Here is a 16,460-nt window from a genome sequence, read left to right as displayed (position 1 = left end):
CGATCGGCGGCGTGGCGCGGGAATACTTCCCGACTCGGCCGCGTTCGAAGCTACGCAGCGCGCATGGGCGCGAGATGAGAAGAAGCAGGACACATGACGAAGCCGACCACCCAACCGGTCGAAACCAACCCGGCCGATGGCCACCCCGCCGACGACCGCATTCGCCCGCACCACCTGCGGGCGATCATCATTTTGCTCTTCGCGGTGTTCGTCGTCTTGCTCAACGAGACGACGATGAACATGGCGGTCGAGGTCATGATCAACGACCCCGACCTCGGCATCGATCAGCGCGGGGCAGCGTGGCTCACGACCGCGTTCCTGCTCACGATGGCGGTCGTGATTCCGAGTACCGGTTGGCTCCAGCAGCGCTTTACGACCCGGCAGCTGTTCGGCCTGTCGACGGTGTCGTTCACCATCGGTGCCGTCATCGCGTTCTTGTCGCCCGGCTTCGCTGTGCTCGTCGTCGGACGCGTCGTGCAGGCCTTCGGCACGGCGATCGCGATGCCACTGCTCATGTCGACGGTCATGGAGGTCGTACCGGCACACCGTCGCGGTCGCATGATGGGGCTCGTGTCGATGGTGATCTCGGTCGCGCCGGCCCTCGGCCCCGTCGTCTCGGGCCTCGTACTCGAGACCATGTCGTGGCGGGCGCTCTTCGGCATCATGATCCCGATCGGCCTCGCGGTCGTGCTCGTCGGTGCGAAGTGGATCCCGAACGTCAACGAGCTCGGCGAGCGCCCGCGCCTCGACATCCTCTCGCTGCCGCTCGCGGCGGTCGGCTTCGGCGGCACCGTCTACGGGCTTTCCTCGATCGGCAACAGCGACCTCCCGTCGTGGGTGCTACCCGCAGCGCTCGTCGCGGGCGGTATCGGCCTTATCGTGTTCGTGATTCGGCAGCTGCGGCTCGCCCGCACAGGCGAGCCGCTGCTTGACGTGCGGGTGTTCCGCAACGGCCGCTTCACGGTGCCGGTCGTGCTCATGATGCTCGCGATGATGGGCATGTTCGGGGTGCTCATCATGCTGCCGCTGCTGCTGCAGCGATCGTTCGGGATGGCGCCACTCGAGGTCGGGCTACTCATGCTGCCGGGGTCGCTCCTCACTGGTCTGCTCGGCCCGGTGGTCGGCAACGCGTATGACCGCATCGGCCCGCGTCCGCTCGTCATTCCAGGCACGGCCGTTGCCGCCGCCGCATTCGGGCTGCTGTTCTTCGTGACCGCCGAAACGCCGACGTGGTACTTCCTGATGTTCCACATCCTCCTCAGCATTGGGCTTGCGCTGACGTTCTCGCCGACCTTTACCTCGGCACTCGGCTCGCTCCCGCATCACCAGTACGGCCACGGTTCGGCGTCGCTGAGTACGGCGCAGCAGGTCGCGGGCGCCGCGGGAAACTCGGGCTTCGTGTCGATCATGTCCATCGGCATCGCGTCGGCGACCGCCGCTGGCATGAGCGACGGCGCCGCGATGCTCGCGGGCGCGCACACGGCGTTCCTCTTCGCGGCCATCGTGCAGGTGATCGTGTTCGGCCTGGCGTGGTTCGTGCGCCGGCCGGTCGACTAACCCCGCGTATCCGGCGCGGCGCCTAGAACTCGACCTCGGCGCCGACCACAATCGTGCGCTCGGGCGGGAGCCGCAGCACGTGCGTGCGGTTCGCCGAGGCCTTCTCGAGGGCGCGGAACAGCCGCTTTCGCCACGCCGGCATGACGCGGGAGCGGCCTGGCTCGATGCGAAACACCGACAGCACGTACATCGCCTCGTCCGGGTCGAAGTCGAGCTCGGGCGCATGGCCGATGGCCTGCCGCAGGGCCTTCGGCACGTCTTGGTGATCGTTGAACCCGATGCGGTAGCGCACCTGCACGATGCCGTCGGCCGGGTCGCCGAGCGACGAGACGACGACTCTTTCGGCCTTAGGCACGTATGGCACCCCGACGTGCACCATCGTGATGATCACGACGTGCTCGTGGAGTACGCGGTTGAAGCGCACGTTGCTGCGCAGCGCGAGCGGCACGGTGTCGGTGTTGCCATGCGGATACACGGCGACGCCCGGCACCCGGCGCAGCGACTGTGCGTGCAGGGCATCGAGGTAGTCGGGCACCGGGCCCTCGAGCCGCGCGCGGTTGCCGAAGAGAATGCCGGCGCCACGATGCCAGGTGAGCATGACCGTCACGAGCACGACCGCGATGGCGATCGGCACCCAGCCGCCCGACGCAATCTTCACGGCGTTCGCCCCGAACAGCAGGAGCTCGAGCCCGCCGATGACGACGGCAAACGCGACGACGCGCCACAGCGGCCACTGCCAGACCGCGAGGGCGAGCAGCAGGAAGAGCGAGAGCTCGAGCAGCATCGTGCCGGTCACCGAGAGCCCGTAGGCCGCGGCAAGCTCGCTCGAGCTACCGAAGATCAGTACGAGCGAGAGCACCCCGACGAAGAGGATGCCGTTCACCGCGGGCAAATAGATCTGGCCCGCGCTGTTCCGAGAGGTCTGCCGCACGCGGAGCCTCGGGAGGAGCGAGCGGCGCACCGCCTGGCGCGATACGGAGAACGCCCCCGAGATGACGGCCTGCGACGCGATCACCGTTGCGAGGGTTGCGAGCACAACGAGCGGCACGCGGGCCCACGCGGGTGTGAGCTGGAAGAACGGGCTCGCGGCGGTGTCGGGGTCGGCAAGAATCATCGCGCCCTGCCCGTAGTAGTTGAGCAGGAGTGACGGCATGACGAGCCAGCACCAGGCGCGCACGATCGGCCTGCGGCCAAAGTGGCCGAGGTCGGCGTAGAGCGCCTCGACTCCGGTCACCGCCAGCACAACCGCACCGAGCGCGATGAACCCGATGAAGGGGTTTGCGATGGCGAATTGCACCGCATACGTGGGCGAGAGGGCGCGCAGAATGCTCGGATCCGCACCGAGGTGCGTGGCGCCCAGCACGGCGAGTACCACAAACCAGACGACCATGATCGGGCCGAAGGCGCGCCCGATCACACCTGTGCCCCAGCGCTGCACCGCGAACAGGCACGTGAGAATCGCCGCCGCGAGCGGCACGACCCACGCGTCGAGCTGCGGGTTCACCGTCTCGAGGCCCTCGCCCTCGTTGTCGGCGCGCAGCAGAAACCCGCTGTACGCGACGAGCACGATCAGCACGATGCACCACGTAATCATGGAGATCACACCGAGTACGTCGGTCTCGGTGGGCCGAACTGCGCCGTCGTGAATGCTGAACACGGTCTGCAGGGAATAGAGGGGGCTCGTGCCGATGTCACCGAAGACGACTCCCAGGGCACCGAGCGCGAGTAGGTTGAGATTGACGGGGCGCGAGGCGCCACCAGCGATATTCACGAGCGACGATCATCCTCTTGCGCGATGCCCACCGCAAGCGGTCGCGCGGATCGGCGCGTCGCGCGCGGCTAGGCTCGAGGGCATGGCGGAACTTGCGTTGCAAACGGTTGGTGAGGGCCCCCGGCGGGTCGTGTTTTTGCACGGGCTCATGGGCCGCGGTCGCAACTTCGGCGCAATTGCGAGGGGCCTCGGCGATGAGTTCACGAGCCTGCTCGTCGACCTGCCGAACCACGGCGACTCGGCCTGGACTGAATCGTTCGGCTATTTCGACATGGCGGATGCGGTGGCGCGAGTCATGCGCGAAGAGCTCAGCGACGCCTCGGGTCGAGTGGAGCCGGCCGCCGTCGTCGGGCACTCAATGGGCGGCAAGGTGGCGATGCTGCTGACGCTGCGGCATCCCGACCTCGTTGAGCGACTCACGGTCGTCGACATCGGGCCCGGGGAGTCGGGCACCTCGCCGAGCGGGTTCGAGCACCTGCTCGGCAGCCTGCGACGCGTCGACCTCGAGCGGGTTCGGCGCCGCAGCGACGCCGAGGCACAGCTCGCCGACCTGATTCCCGACACCACCGTGCGGCAGTTTCTGCTGCAGAATCTTCGCCCCGCGGGGGCCGGCCGCTACGAGTGGCAGCCGAACCTCGAGCTGCTTTACGCCGCGCTGCCGGAGATTCTCGGCTGGCCCGACGTCGACACCGCAGCCTACGAGGGCCCGGTCGTGTGGATCGCGGGGGAGCGCTCGAACTACGTCCGCGACGATGACGACCCGGTCATGCGGGCGCTCTTCCCGCGCGTGCGGAAGGCCGTGATCCGCGACTCGGGCCACTGGGTGCACTCCGAGCAGCCGGCGCGGTTCCTCGCAACCCTGAAGTACTTCCTCGACCAGCCGGCGTAGGCGCGCGCTCCCAGCACCCGCAACCGTCTAGGCGTTGGGTGCGCCGTCGGCCTTCGGAGCGCCAGCCTCCGGCGTACCGTGCTCGGCATCCTTCGCATGCGACTTGCCGAACGGCAGCACGTGCACGATGCCGACGATGATCGAGCCGAGCACGACGCCGAACACGAACGAGCAGGCCGTGTTGATGAGCCAGCCGAGGGCTGCGCCGATGCCCGGCACCGCGGCGCCGAAGCCCTCGAGGTGGTGCACGAAGTCGTAGGGCGCGTGCACTCCAAGCTCTGCGAGGTTCACGAGCCAGAGGTGGCCGCCAACCCAGAGCATCGCGATCGTGCCGACCCACGCGATGACGTCGAACACGTGCGGCATGACGTTCATGAGGCCGCGGCCGAACCGCGCCCGCGCCGTGCGCTGCGACTTGCTCATCGCGAGCCCGACGTCGTCGAGCTTCACGAGAATCGCGACGGCACCGTAGACCACGACCGTCATGAGCACCGCGACGATCACCATGATCGCGAGTCGGGCCCAGAACGTCTGATCGAGCACCTCGTTCATCGAGATCACCATGATCTCGGCGCTCAGGATGATGTCGGTGCGCGTCGCGCTCGCGACGATCGCCTTCTCGTCGGTGGACCGGCGCTGTTCGGCCCCCGCCGCATCCTTCTCGGCGGCGTGCCCACCGAAGCGCTCGATGAGCTTCTCGGCGCCCTCGAAGCAGAGGTACGCGCCACCGAGCATGAGCAGGGGTGGCAACGCGACGGGGAGGTACTCGGCGAGCAGCAGGGCGATCGGCAGAATCAGGAACAGCTTGTTCAACATCGAGTTGCGGGCGATGCGCCAAATGATCGGCAGTTCGCGCTTCGGGCTGAGTCCGGCGACGTACTGCGGGGTCACCGCTGCGTCGTCGATGACCACGCCCGCCGCCTTCGCGGAGGCCTTGGCCGCCATGCCGGCGACATCATCGATGCTCGCGGCGGCCGCACGCGCGAGCGCGGCAATGTCATCGAGTAGGGCGACGAGGCCAACCGACATCGGGGTCCTTCCGAAAGGCGGCGTAGGTGCCGCGACAGCTGAGAAACGCGAGTCTACTTGGCGAGGTTTGCGAGCCGGCTCGAGGCCTCTATGAGTACATCGGGTCGCTTGCTGAAGGCGAAGCGTACGAGCGTTTCGACCCCGCTCGGGTCGCGGTAGAACACCGAAAGCGGCACGGCGGCGACCCCGATGCGTTCGGGAAGCTCGCGGCAGAACTCGGTGGCAGAGGTGGCGCCGAGCGGCGCGACATCGGCGACAACGAAGTAGCCGCCCTCGGGCACGTGCACGCGCATGCCGGTGCGCTCGAGCGCGGCGACGAGCAGGTCGCGCTGGGCCGCGAGTGCGGCGCGAATCTCGTCGATGCGCTCGGCGGGCAAACGCAGGCCGGCCGCGATGCCGCGCTGCATGGGCGCGGGGCCAACGAACGTGAGGAACTGCTTCACCGTCGTGACTGCGGTGAGCAGCGGCGCCGGCGCGCACACCCAGCCGACCTTCCATCCGGTGGTGGAAAAGGTCTTGCCGCCCGATGAGATCGTGACGGTGCGCTCGCGCATGCCCGGCAGGGTCGCGATGGGCGTGTGTGCGAGGCCGTCGTAGGCGAGATGCTCGTACACCTCGTCGGTGACGACGACGAGGTCGTGCCGCCTCGCGACGTCGGCGATCTGCTCGAGCTCGGCACGGCGGAACACGTGGCCGGTGGGGTTGTGTGGCGTGTTGAGCATGATCACCCGGGTGCTCGCGGTCACGGCCGCTTCGAGCTCGGCGGGGTCGAACCGGAACTCGGGCTCGTGCAGGCGCACGGGCACGAGCGTCGCGTCGGCGAGCGCGGCCGAGGCGTCGTAGCTGTCGTAGAACGGCTCAAACGCGATCACCTCGTCGCCCGGTTCGCACAGGGCGAGGAGCGTCGCGGCGATCGCCTCGGTTGCCCCGACCGTCACGAGCACCTCGCTCGCAGGGTCGTAGTCGAGCCCGTAGTACTTCCGCTGGTGCGCGGCGATTGCCTCGAGCAGCTCGGGGATACCGCGGCCCGGTGGGTACTGGTTGTCGCCATCACGGATGCCCGCGACCGCCGCATCGAGCACTTCCTGCGGACCGTCGGTGTCGGGGAACCCCTGCCCGAGGTTGATCGCGTCGTGTTCGTGCGCGAGCGCCGACATTTCGGCGAAGATCGTCGTACCGAATCGGCGCATGCGGGAGATGAGGTCGGTCATTCGACGAGCCTATCCGCCGCGCGACGCCCTACAACCCGAGGAAGGCGCGCATCGCGTCGAGCTCGCGACCGGCCTGCGCCTCGCCGAGGGCGTACTGCTGGCGGAGCTTCTTCACGTTCGTCTCGTTGTTTGACACCCCGAGATTCGTCGGCGAGAACAGGTACGCGCGGCCCTGGCGCTCGAGCTCGAACAGCTGCTCCCGCGTGTGGTTGTAACGCCGGGGCCGCTGCAGAATGCCGTTCACGACGGCGGGGTACTTGCGGAACGCGCGCTTGTAGAAGGCCGACACCCGCGCCGGCGGCTTAACGTAGTCGCGCGGACGCGTGCAGACCACCAGGTACTTCTCGTACCCCGCGGCGCGGGCCGCGTCGATCGCAATGCCGCCCGTGCCGCCGAGCGCACCATCGACGAACACCTCGCCGTCGATTTCGACGGGCGGCATGAGAATCGGGAGGGTCGACGAGGCTCGCACGCGCGTGAGCAGGTCGTGCATTTCGTGGATGTCGTCGCGGCCCCAGTACTGGGTGCGGCCCGACCGCATCTCGAAGGCGGCGATCGCGAACTGCGTCGGGTTCGCGAGGTAGGTCGCGTAGTCGTAGGGGAGCGCCTGGTCGGGGGCCGCGGTTTGCTCGTAGATGTACTCCGACGAGAACAGGCCCTTGCCCTCGACCCACGTGCGCAGCGAGCCGAAGTTCGGGTCGCCGACAAAGTCGACGAACGAGTGCTGCGTGCGCCACTCGTCGCGCGAGAGATAATTCGCGGTGCAGCTCGACCCGGCCGAGATGCCACCCACCCAGTCGAACCAGATGCCCTCGCGAATGAACATCGCGATGACCGCCGAGGTGTAGCTCGCGCGCATCCCACCACCCTCGATGATGAGTGCCGTGTCGTGCACGTTCGTCGTGAGAGGGGTCGATTCGCCGCCAGCCTGAGACATGTGAAAATCTTGGCACGACGCGCCGACCGGTTATTGAGCGGCGCGCGAACGGCACGGAATGGCGGCGAGAACGGATGCACGAGCACGCGAACGAGCTGGCGCAAGTCGCGTCGGCCGCGGCGGCTCAACTGCGCGAGGCGCACATCGCGCCCGAGGCGCTCGCTGAGTTCATCGCGCCGCGCCGCGCCTTCCTGCGAACGAAGCCCGCGCGGATTGAGCAGATCGCCTCGGTGTGGCGCCTCGGCGTGCTGCTGCTTCGCACCGACGACGAGACCCTACTCGGCGCGGGGCCGAGCCTGCGCGCCCACGAGCCGCCGCCGATCCTCGGCTACACGTCGGAATCGGCCCGCGAGCGCGACGAGCTGCGGCACGCGGCGATTCGTGGCGGCTTCGCCGAGGGCACGGTGGTGCACTACGACGCGCGGCCCCTCGGCCAGCTCGACGAGGGGACGACCCCCGTCGCCGTGCGCGGTGGCGAGCTCGTGGTGCGGTGGTCGCCCGGCTGCCAGCTCGCCCAGGCGATCCCGCTCAAGAAGTACGTCGCCGAGCGCGTGGAATTGGCCGAATCTGAGGGTGGCTGGCGGGCGCGCTGAAAAAGTGCCACGATTGAGCATCGTGTCCACTTCAAGCCCTACTTTTGCTCCGCACGTGGCCGAGCTCATGCGTGCAGACGAGCACCCGCTCGTGATGCACACGGCCCGGTGCGTTGAGAGTGAGTCTGAACTCACTGATTTCCGCTTCGACGACTCCGACGAGCGTGCGGGCGAGGACGTCGCGACTGACCGCACGGCGGCCTTCGCGAACGGCGACGACGACGAGGCCTGGCAGCGCCGGGTGCTCGAACTGCTTGACGACGGTTCGTATTACGGCTGGCGGGGGAGCCAGGCGTCGCAGCTGCGCAAGGCGCTCGAGCCGCCGACGAGCCAGCTGCTCATCACCGACCAGCGCCTCATGGCCGTCGACATCAACAACCTCGACGAACCCGAGATCGAGTGGTCGAGCGAGCGCGGCGGCATCGAGAAGGTCTTCAAGCGTTCGCGGTTCCTTGAGCCCGGCCGCATCGTTATCGTCTTCGGCGACGGCTCGGTGCTCGCGGTGCACGTTGGCATGCTCGGTGGCAAGGCCGCCTCGAGCTGCGTCGCCGCCCTCGACTCCCGCGCCTAGGCGCGGCCTTCGCCCCGAGCCCGGCGCGTGGCCGCGAGGTCGACGAGCGCGACGGCGATCGTGAGCACGATGACGGCGATAATCACGCCGAATCCGATCGCGATCGCGAGATCCCAGCCGTGGGCTGCCGCCATGCCGAACGCGACGCTCGTGATGACGGCAATGCCGATCGCGGTGCCAATGCGCTGCCCGGTCTGGAGCACGCCGCCGGCGCTGCCGGCGTAGCGCAGGGGCACCTCGGCGAGCGAGAGCGTCTGGTTCGGTGACACGACGAGACCCTGGCCGAGACCGGTGAGTCCGAGGGTAAGCAGCAGCCACCACTCGCTGATGCCGGCGCTGCCGTGCAGCAGCGACACCCCGGCGCTGAGCAACAGCCCGATCGCGACGATGACGAGGCCCCAGAGCACGAGCACGCGGCCCACGCGCACGACGAAGCGACCGGCGATCGGCGCCGCCATCGCGCTCAACAGCGCGGCGGGCAGCCCGACGAGGCCAGCCGAAAGTGCGTCGTGCCCGAGGCCCCGTTGCATGTACTGCGCGACGAGCAGCCAGATGCTCGTGTTGCCGACGAAGTAGAGGCCGATCAGCAGCGCACCGTTCGCGAACGAGCGGGTGCGAAAGAGCTCGAGGTCTACCATCGGAACCCGGCCACGCGCGCGATAGCGCCGCTCCCACTGCACCCAGGCGACCACGATCGCAACGCCGAGCACGAGCAGGCTCCACACCCACCAGCCGAGTCCCGCCTCCATGAACGGGAGCATGACGAGGAGGGTGCCGAGTGCGAGCAGCACCATGCCGACGGGGTCGAAGTCGGTGCGACGCCCGCGATGTGCCGTGCGTTCCGTCACGACGGGGATCCCGCCGGTTGTGGCGCTCGGGTCACTCGCGGGCACGGGGCTCCACGCCGATGCCGGCAGCGTCGAGCGGGCCGCGATGATCGCCCCGATCGCGATCGGCACGTTGACAAGGAACGAGGCGCGCCAGCCGATCTCCTCGCCGAACACGGCGATGAGCCCGCCGCCGAGAATCGGGCCGATCGCAACCGAGACCCCGACGATGCCGCCGAAGGCACCGAAGGCGCGGCCGCGCAGCTCACCCTGGAAGAACTGCTGAATGATGCCGGTCACCTGCGGGTTGAGAATGCCCGACCCGATGCCCATGACGACGCGGGCGAGATTCAGCACGAGGATGCTCGGGGCAAGGCCGCTCAAGAGCGAGCCGAGCGCGAAGCAGGCGAGCCCAATGACGAACAGGCGGCCGCGGCCCCAAACGTCGCCCGCGCGGCCAGCCGCGACGAGCAGCACGCCGAACACGAGCGCGTAGCCCGACACGACCCACTGCAGCCCGGAAGTGCCGGCGTCGAGCGAATCGTCGATCGCCGGGAGCGTGACGTTGACGATCGAGACGCTCAGCAGCGACATGAACGCCGGCACGAGGATCGTCGGGAGCAGGCGCCGCTGCTCCGCCGAGTACCCGATCGAATTGCCCGCCATGCCACTCCTTCTCGTTCACGGCCGTGCCGCACATCGTGCGCGCATGCCGCGTCCTGCTGCCTGCCGCGCCCACGGAGTAACCGCCCGCGTGGCCGATCCATTCCATCACGCCCGAAGCGCGGCGTAACACGCGCCGCAGCGCGGAGGCGCGCGAATATGCTGATCGAATGACCGATATCGCCGCACAGGATGCGGCCCTCGACCACCCCACTCGCTCGGAGCGGCTCGATCAGCTCCCCTTCAACAAGCGCCACGGCCGACTTCTGTTCGGCAGCGGCATCGGTTGGGCGCTCGACGCGATGGACGTCGGGCTCATCTCGTTCGTCATCGCGGCGCTCATCGAACAGCAGATCGTCACGAGCGGCGAGGCGAGCCTGATCGCCTCGATCGGGTTCGTCGGCATGGCGGTCGGCGCGACCCTCGGCGGTCTCGTGGCTGATCGCATCGGGCGGCGACAAGTGTTCGCACTCACGCTCATCATCTACGGGCTTGCGACCGGTGCCTCAGCACTCGCGGGCGGCGCCGCCCTGCTCATGGTGCTCCGCTTCTTCGTGGGGCTCGGGCTCGGCGCGGAGCTGCCCGTCGCGTCAACCCTCGTGTCGGAGTTCGCGCCGGTACGCATCCGCGGGCGGCTCGTCGTTTGGCTCGAGGCGTTCTGGGCCGTCGGCTGGATTCTTGCGGCCCTCATCGGGACGTTCGTCGTCGCGGCGGGCGACAACGGGTGGCGCTGGGCACTCGCGCTCGGCATGGTTCCCGCCGCCTATGCGATCGTCGTGCGCCTCGGGCTGCCGGAGTCGGTGCGATTCCTCGAACGCAAGGGGCGGCACGAGGAAGCCGAGCGCATCGTGCGCGAGTTCGAGCGCGCGGCGCCGACGCGCGACACCCTCGCGCGCATCCGCGAGGCCGAGGCGCGCCGCGCCGCGGAGCGCGACGTGGCCGAGGCCATTGGGGTGGGGGATACAGGGGAGGCGGATGCGGCGCCCGCGACGCACATCTGGTCGCGCGGGCTGCGCCGACGCACGATCGCGCTGTGGACGATCTGGTTCTGCATCAACCTCAGCTACTACGGGGCATTCACGTGGATTCCGAGCCTGCTCGTCGCCGACGGGTTCACGCTCGTGAAGTCCTTCCAATTCACGCTCATCATCACGCTCGCGCAGCTGCCCGGGTACGCCGTAGCCGCCTGGCTCATCGAGGCCTGGGGCCGACGCTCGACGCTCGCGGTGTTCCTCGCGGGCTCGGCGGCCGCCGCGGCCTTCTACGGCATCTCCGGGGGACTTGGCGAGGGATGGATCATCGTCGCCGGCTGCCTGCTGTCGTTCTTTAACCTCGGCGCGTGGGGTGCGCTCTACGCGATCGGCCCAGAGCTGTACCCGACGAACATCCGCGGCACCGGCTCGGGCGCGGCCGCCGGGTTCGGGCGTATCGCGTCGATCATCGCGCCGCTGCTCGTGCCGGCGCTCGTCGCCCTCGGCGGCGGGAGCATCGTGCCGGTGTTCACCATCTTCGCGATCGCCTTCGCGGTCGCGGCGTCGGCGGCGCTCTTCCTCCCCGAACAGCGGGGACGTCGCCTGCGGTAGCGGCGGCTGCGTAGGCTTGTGGCATGACCGCTGCAACTGATCAGGGGCCACTGCTGACCCGCCGCGCGCTCGTGCGCACGACCGCCGTCGCGGGCAGCAGCGCCGCCGTGGCTGCGCTGCTGAGCTCGTGCACGCTCGAGCGCACCGAGCCCGCGCCCTCGCCCGAGCCATTTACCGTGCCAGCCGCCGAGGTGCCGGTCGGCGGCGGCATCGTGCTCGCCCAGTATTCCGCCCTCGTCACCCAGCCCACGGCGGGGGAGTACCGCGCGTTTTCGGCCGTGTGCACGCACCAGGGCTGCGTGCTCGCCGACGTGCAAGACCGCGGCGCCCACTGCGGCTGCCACAACAGCTACTTCGACATCGCGACGGGCGACCCGGTCGCTGGCCCCGCGCGTGACCCGCTCCCCGAACTCACCGTGACGGTGCAGGGCGACGATCTCAGCGTCAGCTAGGCGAGTGTGCCCCGAATCCGCCTACACTCAGCCTTGTGACTGCTGCGGTATCTCCTGATGTGCTGACCGAACTCGCCGGCCACTTCGGCATTTCGACCGAGTTCACCGACTGGCAAGGCCACCGACTCGAGGTCTCACCCGAGACACTCGTTGCGGTACTTGCCGCCCTCGACATCGATGCGTCGACCGACGAGTCGGCCCGCGCCGCGCTCGAGCGCGCCGCAACCCGCGCCTGGCGGCAGGTCGTGCCGCCAACCGTCGTGGTTCGAGTTGGTACGCCGGGCGAGGTGCTCGTGCACGTGCCCGACGGCGCGAGCGTGCGCGTCGAAGCGGTGCTCGAAACGGGGGAGCGGCTCGACCTGCAGCAGGCCGACCACGTCGTGCCCCCCACCACGGTTGACGGCGTCGCGATCGGCGAGGCGAAGTTTCTGCTCCCGGCGACGATTCCGTCGGGCTGGCACGAACTCGTCGCTACGCTCGACGCGGCGGAGGTTTCGACCGAGGCGCGCGAGGTGCTCGACGTGATCGCCCGCCGGCAGCGCGGCGCCACCGAGCCGATTCTCGAGGGGCGGAGCACCCTGATCGCCGCGCCCGACTCGTCTGGCTTCGACGTGCCCGAACCCACCTGGGGCGTGATGGCCCAGCTCTACCAGGCGCGCAGCGAAGGCTCGTGGGGCCTTGGCGACCTCGCCGACCTGACGACGCTCGGCGAGTGGGCGGCCGAGCGCGATGCCGACTTCGTGCTCGTGAATCCGTTTCACACCCCGTCACCCGTCACTCCAATCGAGCCGTCGCCGTACCTTCCGACGACCCGGCGGTTTCTCGACCCGAGCTTGATCCACATCGAAGACCTCGTTGCCGCCGAGCCCGTGAGCCAGGAGGTCGCGCAGCGGCTCGCGCAGCTCGCGCAGTTCTGCCGCCAGAACAACGATCGTGACGTGCTTGACCGCGACGGCACGTGGCTCGCGAAGCGCGAGGCGCTCGGCCTCTGTTTCGAGGCGGCGCGCCACGGCGACGCGGCGCGCTGGCGCGCGTTCGGAGCGTTCTGCGAAGACGAGGGCGAGGGACTCATCGACTTCGCGACGTGGGCGGCCCTCTGCGAGCAACACGGCGGCAACTGGCGCGACTGGCCAGAGGAGCTCCGCTCGCCGACGAGCCCCGCCGTTGACGAGTTCCGTCAGCAACACGCGGCGCGCGTCGAGTTCTACTGCTGGGTGCAGTTCGTTGCGCGCGAGCAGGGTGATGAGGCGCAGCGGCGCCTGCGCGATGCCGGGATGCGCATTGGCGTCATGCACGACCTCGCGGTCGGCGTGCATCCGTCGGGCGCCGATGCCTGGGCGCTCGAGTCGTCGCTCGCGCGCGGTGTTTCGGTGGGCGCGCCGCCCGACCAGTACAACCAGCTTGGCCAAAACTGGTCGCAGCCGCCGCTGCGGCCCGATGCGCTCGAGCGGCTCGGATACGCGCCCCTGCGCGACGTCGTGCGCGCGGCGGTCGCCGGGGCCGGGGCGCTGCGCATCGATCACATCCTCGGGATGTTCCGCCAGTGGTGGGTGCCCGAGGGCCGCGACGCGGTCGACGGCACGTACGTGACGTACAACCACGAGGCAATGATCAGCGTGCTGCTGCTCGAAGCGGAGCGGGCGGGCGCGCTCGTGATCGGCGAGGACCTCGGCGTCGTCAGCGACCTCACGCGCGAGACGATGCGCGCGCGGCACGTCTACGGCACGCAGATCATGTGGTTCGAGTTCGAGGACGACGGCACGCCGAAGCGTCCCGAGCACTATCGCGAGGAGTGCCTCGCGACCGTGACGACGCACGACCTGCCGCCGACCGCTGGATATCTCGAGCTGCGTCACGTCGACATTCGCGACCAGCTCGGCCTGCTGACGCGCCCGGTAGAAGAGGAGCGTGCGGCCGAGGCAGAGCTCGTTGAGGCGTACCGCGAGCAGCTCGTGGCCGAGGGCCGGGTCGACGATGACGCCGACACCGATGACCTCGTGGTCGCGCTGCACGCGCGGCTCGCGGGCGGCCGCGCGAAGCTGTTCGGCGTGTCGCTTGCCGACCTCGCCGGCGACCGCCGACCGATCAACCAGCCGGGCACGTTCCGCGAGTACCCCAACTGGACGCTACCTTTGGCGGATTCCCACGGAAGCGTTCTGTTCCTTGAACAAATTCTTCGTAGCGAATTGGCAACGCGTGTGGCAGATGCGTCGCAACGGGGCAAATGATGCGCTAGCCTGACCACACATGAACGTTGGTTGAGAGTTTCCTCTACACCAGGTGGGAATCGACTCAGCTTTCAATGTGAAGTCGCTGCACGACGGCGGCGCACGATTCAACCCCGAAACCGGTACGCAATGGCGCTCACGAAATTCATCGTTCGACGATTCCTCAATTACGCAATCCTCGCGTTCATCGCGACCTCGCTTGCGTACATCTTGGCCTCGTCGCTCCTGCACCCGCAGGAAGTGATGTACCCACCCAACCTGGTCGGCGGCAAACCGGTGCCGCACGAGGTGCAACAGGCCTACTTCGATGTCCGCAACATCAACCCCGATGTCTCGGTGTGGCAGCGGTACCTCACGTGGCTGACCGACATCTTCACGAAGCCGTGGGATGAGAAGTTCGGCGTCACGACGGGCACCGACAAGAAGGCACTGCTCGTCATGCCCGAGATCGTGAGCCGCGTCGGCATCTCGTTGCGTCTCATCGTGCTCGGCACCCTCCTCGGCGTCGTCGCCGGCGTCGCCCTCGGGGCCTGGTCGGCGGTCAAGCGCGGCACCTTCACTGACCGCACGGTGTCGCTCCTCAGCTTCGTCGTGCTCGCGCTGCCGACTCCCGTGATCATCCTCTGCTTCCAGGGCGCGAACATGGCGATGCGCGGCGTGACCGGGTTCGGGTTCCCCTCGGTGAACGCGATCGACCCGAACGCGGTGCCCGGCAGCTGGGACGACATCTCGTTCCAGCTCAAGGCGCTCGTGCTGCCGACCCTCGCGCTCGCGCTCATGGGTATCGCGAGCTACTCGCGGTACATGAAGGTGACGACACTCGACGTGCTCGGCGCCGACTACCTCCGAACCGCTCGCGCGAAGGGTCTCACGAAGGGCAAGGCGATGCGGCGCCACGGCTTCCGCATGGCGCTGATCCCGATGGGGCAGTACTTCGCCTACGCGTTCGCGGGCGCCTTCACCGGTTCGTTCTTCGTCGAGCGCCTGTTCAACTGGCAGGGCATCGGCAACTGGGCCCTCGTCGAGATGCAGATCGCCGACATCAACGGCACGGCCGCGGTGGTGCTCTACAGCGCTATCCTCACGCTGCTCGCGGCGACGCTGGCCGACTTCATCCAGGCCGTACTCGACCCGAGGATCCGGTGATCAACATGGCACGTAGCAAGCGCAACAGCTCCGGACCCTCGCAGACCGGCGTCTCGGTGCCGAACGTCACCGCGACCGACTCCGAGACCGACGTCATCAACCTCGGCCAGTCCGACACCGAGGTCGGCGCTCTCACCGAGCCGATGACCCGCCGCACCGCGGTCGGCCGCAGCACCCTCGTGTGGCGCCGCATGCGCCGCATGCCGTCGTTCTGGATCGGCGGCAGCGTGCTGGTGCTCCTGGTGCTCGCGGCGATCTTCATGCCGATGGTGTACCAGTACACGCCGATCGAGTACGACTACGCGAACCAGCTCAAGGGCCCGAGTCAGTACCACTGGCTCGGCACGAACGCGCAGGGGCAAGACCTCTTCGCGCAGATCATGGTCGGCCTGCGCATCTCGCTCGTCGTCGGCTTCGGCACGGCAATCGTCGTGACGGTGCTCGCCGCCTTCTTCGGCACGCTTGCGGGCTATTTCGGCGGCGCGCTCGACTGGGGCGTCGTCAACCTCATCAACTTCCTGCTCGTCGTGCCCTCGCTGCTCATGATGCTGCTGCTCAGCCCCATCCTGCAGGGCGCGCACTGGATTCTCATGGTGCCGCTGCTCGCGATTTTCTCGTGGATGCTCACGGCCCGTGTGCTCCGAGCCCTCACGCAGGGGCTCGTGAACATGGAGTACGTGCAGGCCGCGAAGTTCATGGGCGTGCCGAACCGCAAGATCATCATGCGCCACATCATCCCCAACATCTCGTCGTGGATGATCATCGACACCACGCTCGGGGTCGGCGGCGCGATCCTTGCCGAAACCGGCCTCTCGTTCCTGGGCTTCGGCATCCTTTACCCGAACTTCTCCCTCGGCTCCGTGCTGCAGGGCTACAACATCGCGTTCCCGCACACGTGGGTGCCAGCTGCGATCGTGCTCGCACTGCTCGTCGTCTCGATCAACATGGTCGGCGAGTCACTGCGGGATGCGCTTGACCCGACGAGCGGACGGGGCCACTAATC

14 protein-coding genes are annotated in these 16,460 nt (G+C 68.4%); 9 read left to right on the top strand and 5 right to left on the bottom strand.

Translation table 11 applies throughout. The annotated features are described in order from the left end of the window. Window positions 1-93 precede the first annotated feature (93 nt). The gene (locus tag G328_RS0111030; RefSeq protein ID WP_019619415.1) at window positions 94-1,557 is read left to right on the top strand and encodes an MDR family MFS transporter; all 1,464 of its coding nucleotides are present in this window, start codon (window positions 94-96) and stop codon (window positions 1,555-1,557) included. Window positions 1,558-1,579: 22 nt separating this feature from the next. On the opposite strand, the gene G328_RS0111025 is transcribed toward G328_RS0111030, so the two are convergent. Further along, window positions 1,580-3,328, bottom strand: a complete 1,749-nt coding sequence (locus tag G328_RS0111025) for a potassium transporter Kup (RefSeq protein WP_019619414.1) — start codon at window positions 3,326-3,328, stop codon at window positions 1,580-1,582. Between the two features lie 82 nt (window positions 3,329-3,410). On the opposite strand from G328_RS0111025, the gene G328_RS0111020 reads away from it, so the two are divergent. Then, complete coding sequence (locus tag G328_RS0111020; RefSeq protein ID WP_019619413.1) at window positions 3,411-4,217, top strand: alpha/beta fold hydrolase; 807 nt, start codon at window positions 3,411-3,413, stop codon at window positions 4,215-4,217. A 27-nt stretch (window positions 4,218-4,244) separates the two neighbouring features. On the opposite strand, the gene G328_RS0111015 is transcribed toward G328_RS0111020, so the two are convergent. Genes G328_RS0111015 through G328_RS0111005 form a run of 3 tightly spaced genes read right to left on the bottom strand, consistent with a single transcriptional unit; the run spans window position 4,245 to window position 7,394 of the window. Continuing rightward, window positions 4,245-5,246: a DUF808 domain-containing protein gene (locus tag G328_RS0111015; protein ID WP_019619412.1), complete on the bottom strand. Its 1,002-nt coding sequence runs from the start codon at window positions 5,244-5,246 to the stop codon at window positions 4,245-4,247. 53 nt (window positions 5,247-5,299) lie between these two features. After that, complete coding sequence (locus G328_RS0111010; RefSeq protein WP_019619411.1) at window positions 5,300-6,457, bottom strand: pyridoxal phosphate-dependent aminotransferase; 1,158 nt, start codon at window positions 6,455-6,457, stop codon at window positions 5,300-5,302. A 28-nt stretch (window positions 6,458-6,485) separates the two neighbouring features. Then, entirely contained in the window at window positions 6,486-7,394 is a 909-nt protein-coding gene (locus G328_RS0111005; protein WP_019619410.1) for a patatin-like phospholipase family protein, read from the bottom strand. Between the two features lie 74 nt (window positions 7,395-7,468). Here G328_RS0111005 and G328_RS15190 point away from each other — a divergent pair, with 74 nt between their 5' ends. Further along, window positions 7,469-7,987: a hypothetical protein gene (locus tag G328_RS15190; RefSeq protein WP_019619409.1), complete on the top strand. Its 519-nt coding sequence runs from the start codon at window positions 7,469-7,471 to the stop codon at window positions 7,985-7,987. A 55-nt stretch (window positions 7,988-8,042) separates the two neighbouring features. Beyond that, entirely contained in the window at window positions 8,043-8,558 is a 516-nt protein-coding gene (locus tag G328_RS0110995) for a hypothetical protein (RefSeq protein WP_019619408.1), read from the top strand. Here G328_RS0110995 and G328_RS0110990 read toward each other — a convergent pair. Then, window positions 8,555-10,051, bottom strand: coding sequence for an MFS transporter (locus tag G328_RS0110990; protein ID WP_019619407.1), 1,497 nt, complete (start codon window positions 10,049-10,051; stop codon window positions 8,555-8,557). The genes G328_RS0110995 and G328_RS0110990 overlap by 4 nt on opposite strands. A gap of 167 nt (window positions 10,052-10,218) precedes the next feature. Here G328_RS0110990 and G328_RS0110985 point away from each other — a divergent pair, with 167 nt between their 5' ends. The 5 genes from G328_RS0110985 to G328_RS0110965 all read left to right on the top strand — a co-directional run bounded on the left by G328_RS0110985 (window position 10,219) and on the right by G328_RS0110965 (window position 16,458). Beyond that, window positions 10,219-11,631 (top strand): MFS transporter, encoded by a 1,413-nt coding sequence (locus tag G328_RS0110985; RefSeq protein WP_019619406.1) that lies wholly within the window; start codon window positions 10,219-10,221, stop codon window positions 11,629-11,631. Between the two features lie 23 nt (window positions 11,632-11,654). Continuing rightward, a complete protein-coding gene (locus G328_RS0110980; RefSeq protein WP_019619405.1) occupies window positions 11,655-12,083 on the top strand; it encodes a Rieske (2Fe-2S) protein in 429 nt (142 codons plus the stop codon). A gap of 35 nt (window positions 12,084-12,118) precedes the next feature. Continuing rightward, window positions 12,119-14,311 (top strand): 4-alpha-glucanotransferase, encoded by a 2,193-nt coding sequence (malQ, locus tag G328_RS0110975; protein WP_040905600.1) that lies wholly within the window; start codon window positions 12,119-12,121, stop codon window positions 14,309-14,311. A 129-nt stretch (window positions 14,312-14,440) separates the two neighbouring features. After that, window positions 14,441-15,457, top strand: coding sequence for an ABC transporter permease (locus G328_RS0110970; RefSeq protein WP_019619403.1), 1,017 nt, complete (start codon window positions 14,441-14,443; stop codon window positions 15,455-15,457). Between the two features lie 5 nt (window positions 15,458-15,462). Further along, window positions 15,463-16,458, top strand: a complete 996-nt coding sequence (locus G328_RS0110965; protein WP_235619878.1) for an ABC transporter permease — start codon at window positions 15,463-15,465, stop codon at window positions 16,456-16,458. The last annotated feature ends 2 nt before the right edge of the window (window positions 16,459-16,460 follow it).

Origin of the sequence: [Zimmermannella] faecalis ATCC 13722 (genome assembly GCF_000381765.1) — a bacterium.
GTDB lineage: Bacteria > Actinomycetota > Actinomycetes > Actinomycetales > Microbacteriaceae > Gulosibacter > Gulosibacter faecalis.
Note: the sequence above shows the minus strand (reverse complement) of the source record. Positions and strands in the feature narration are given on the sequence as shown.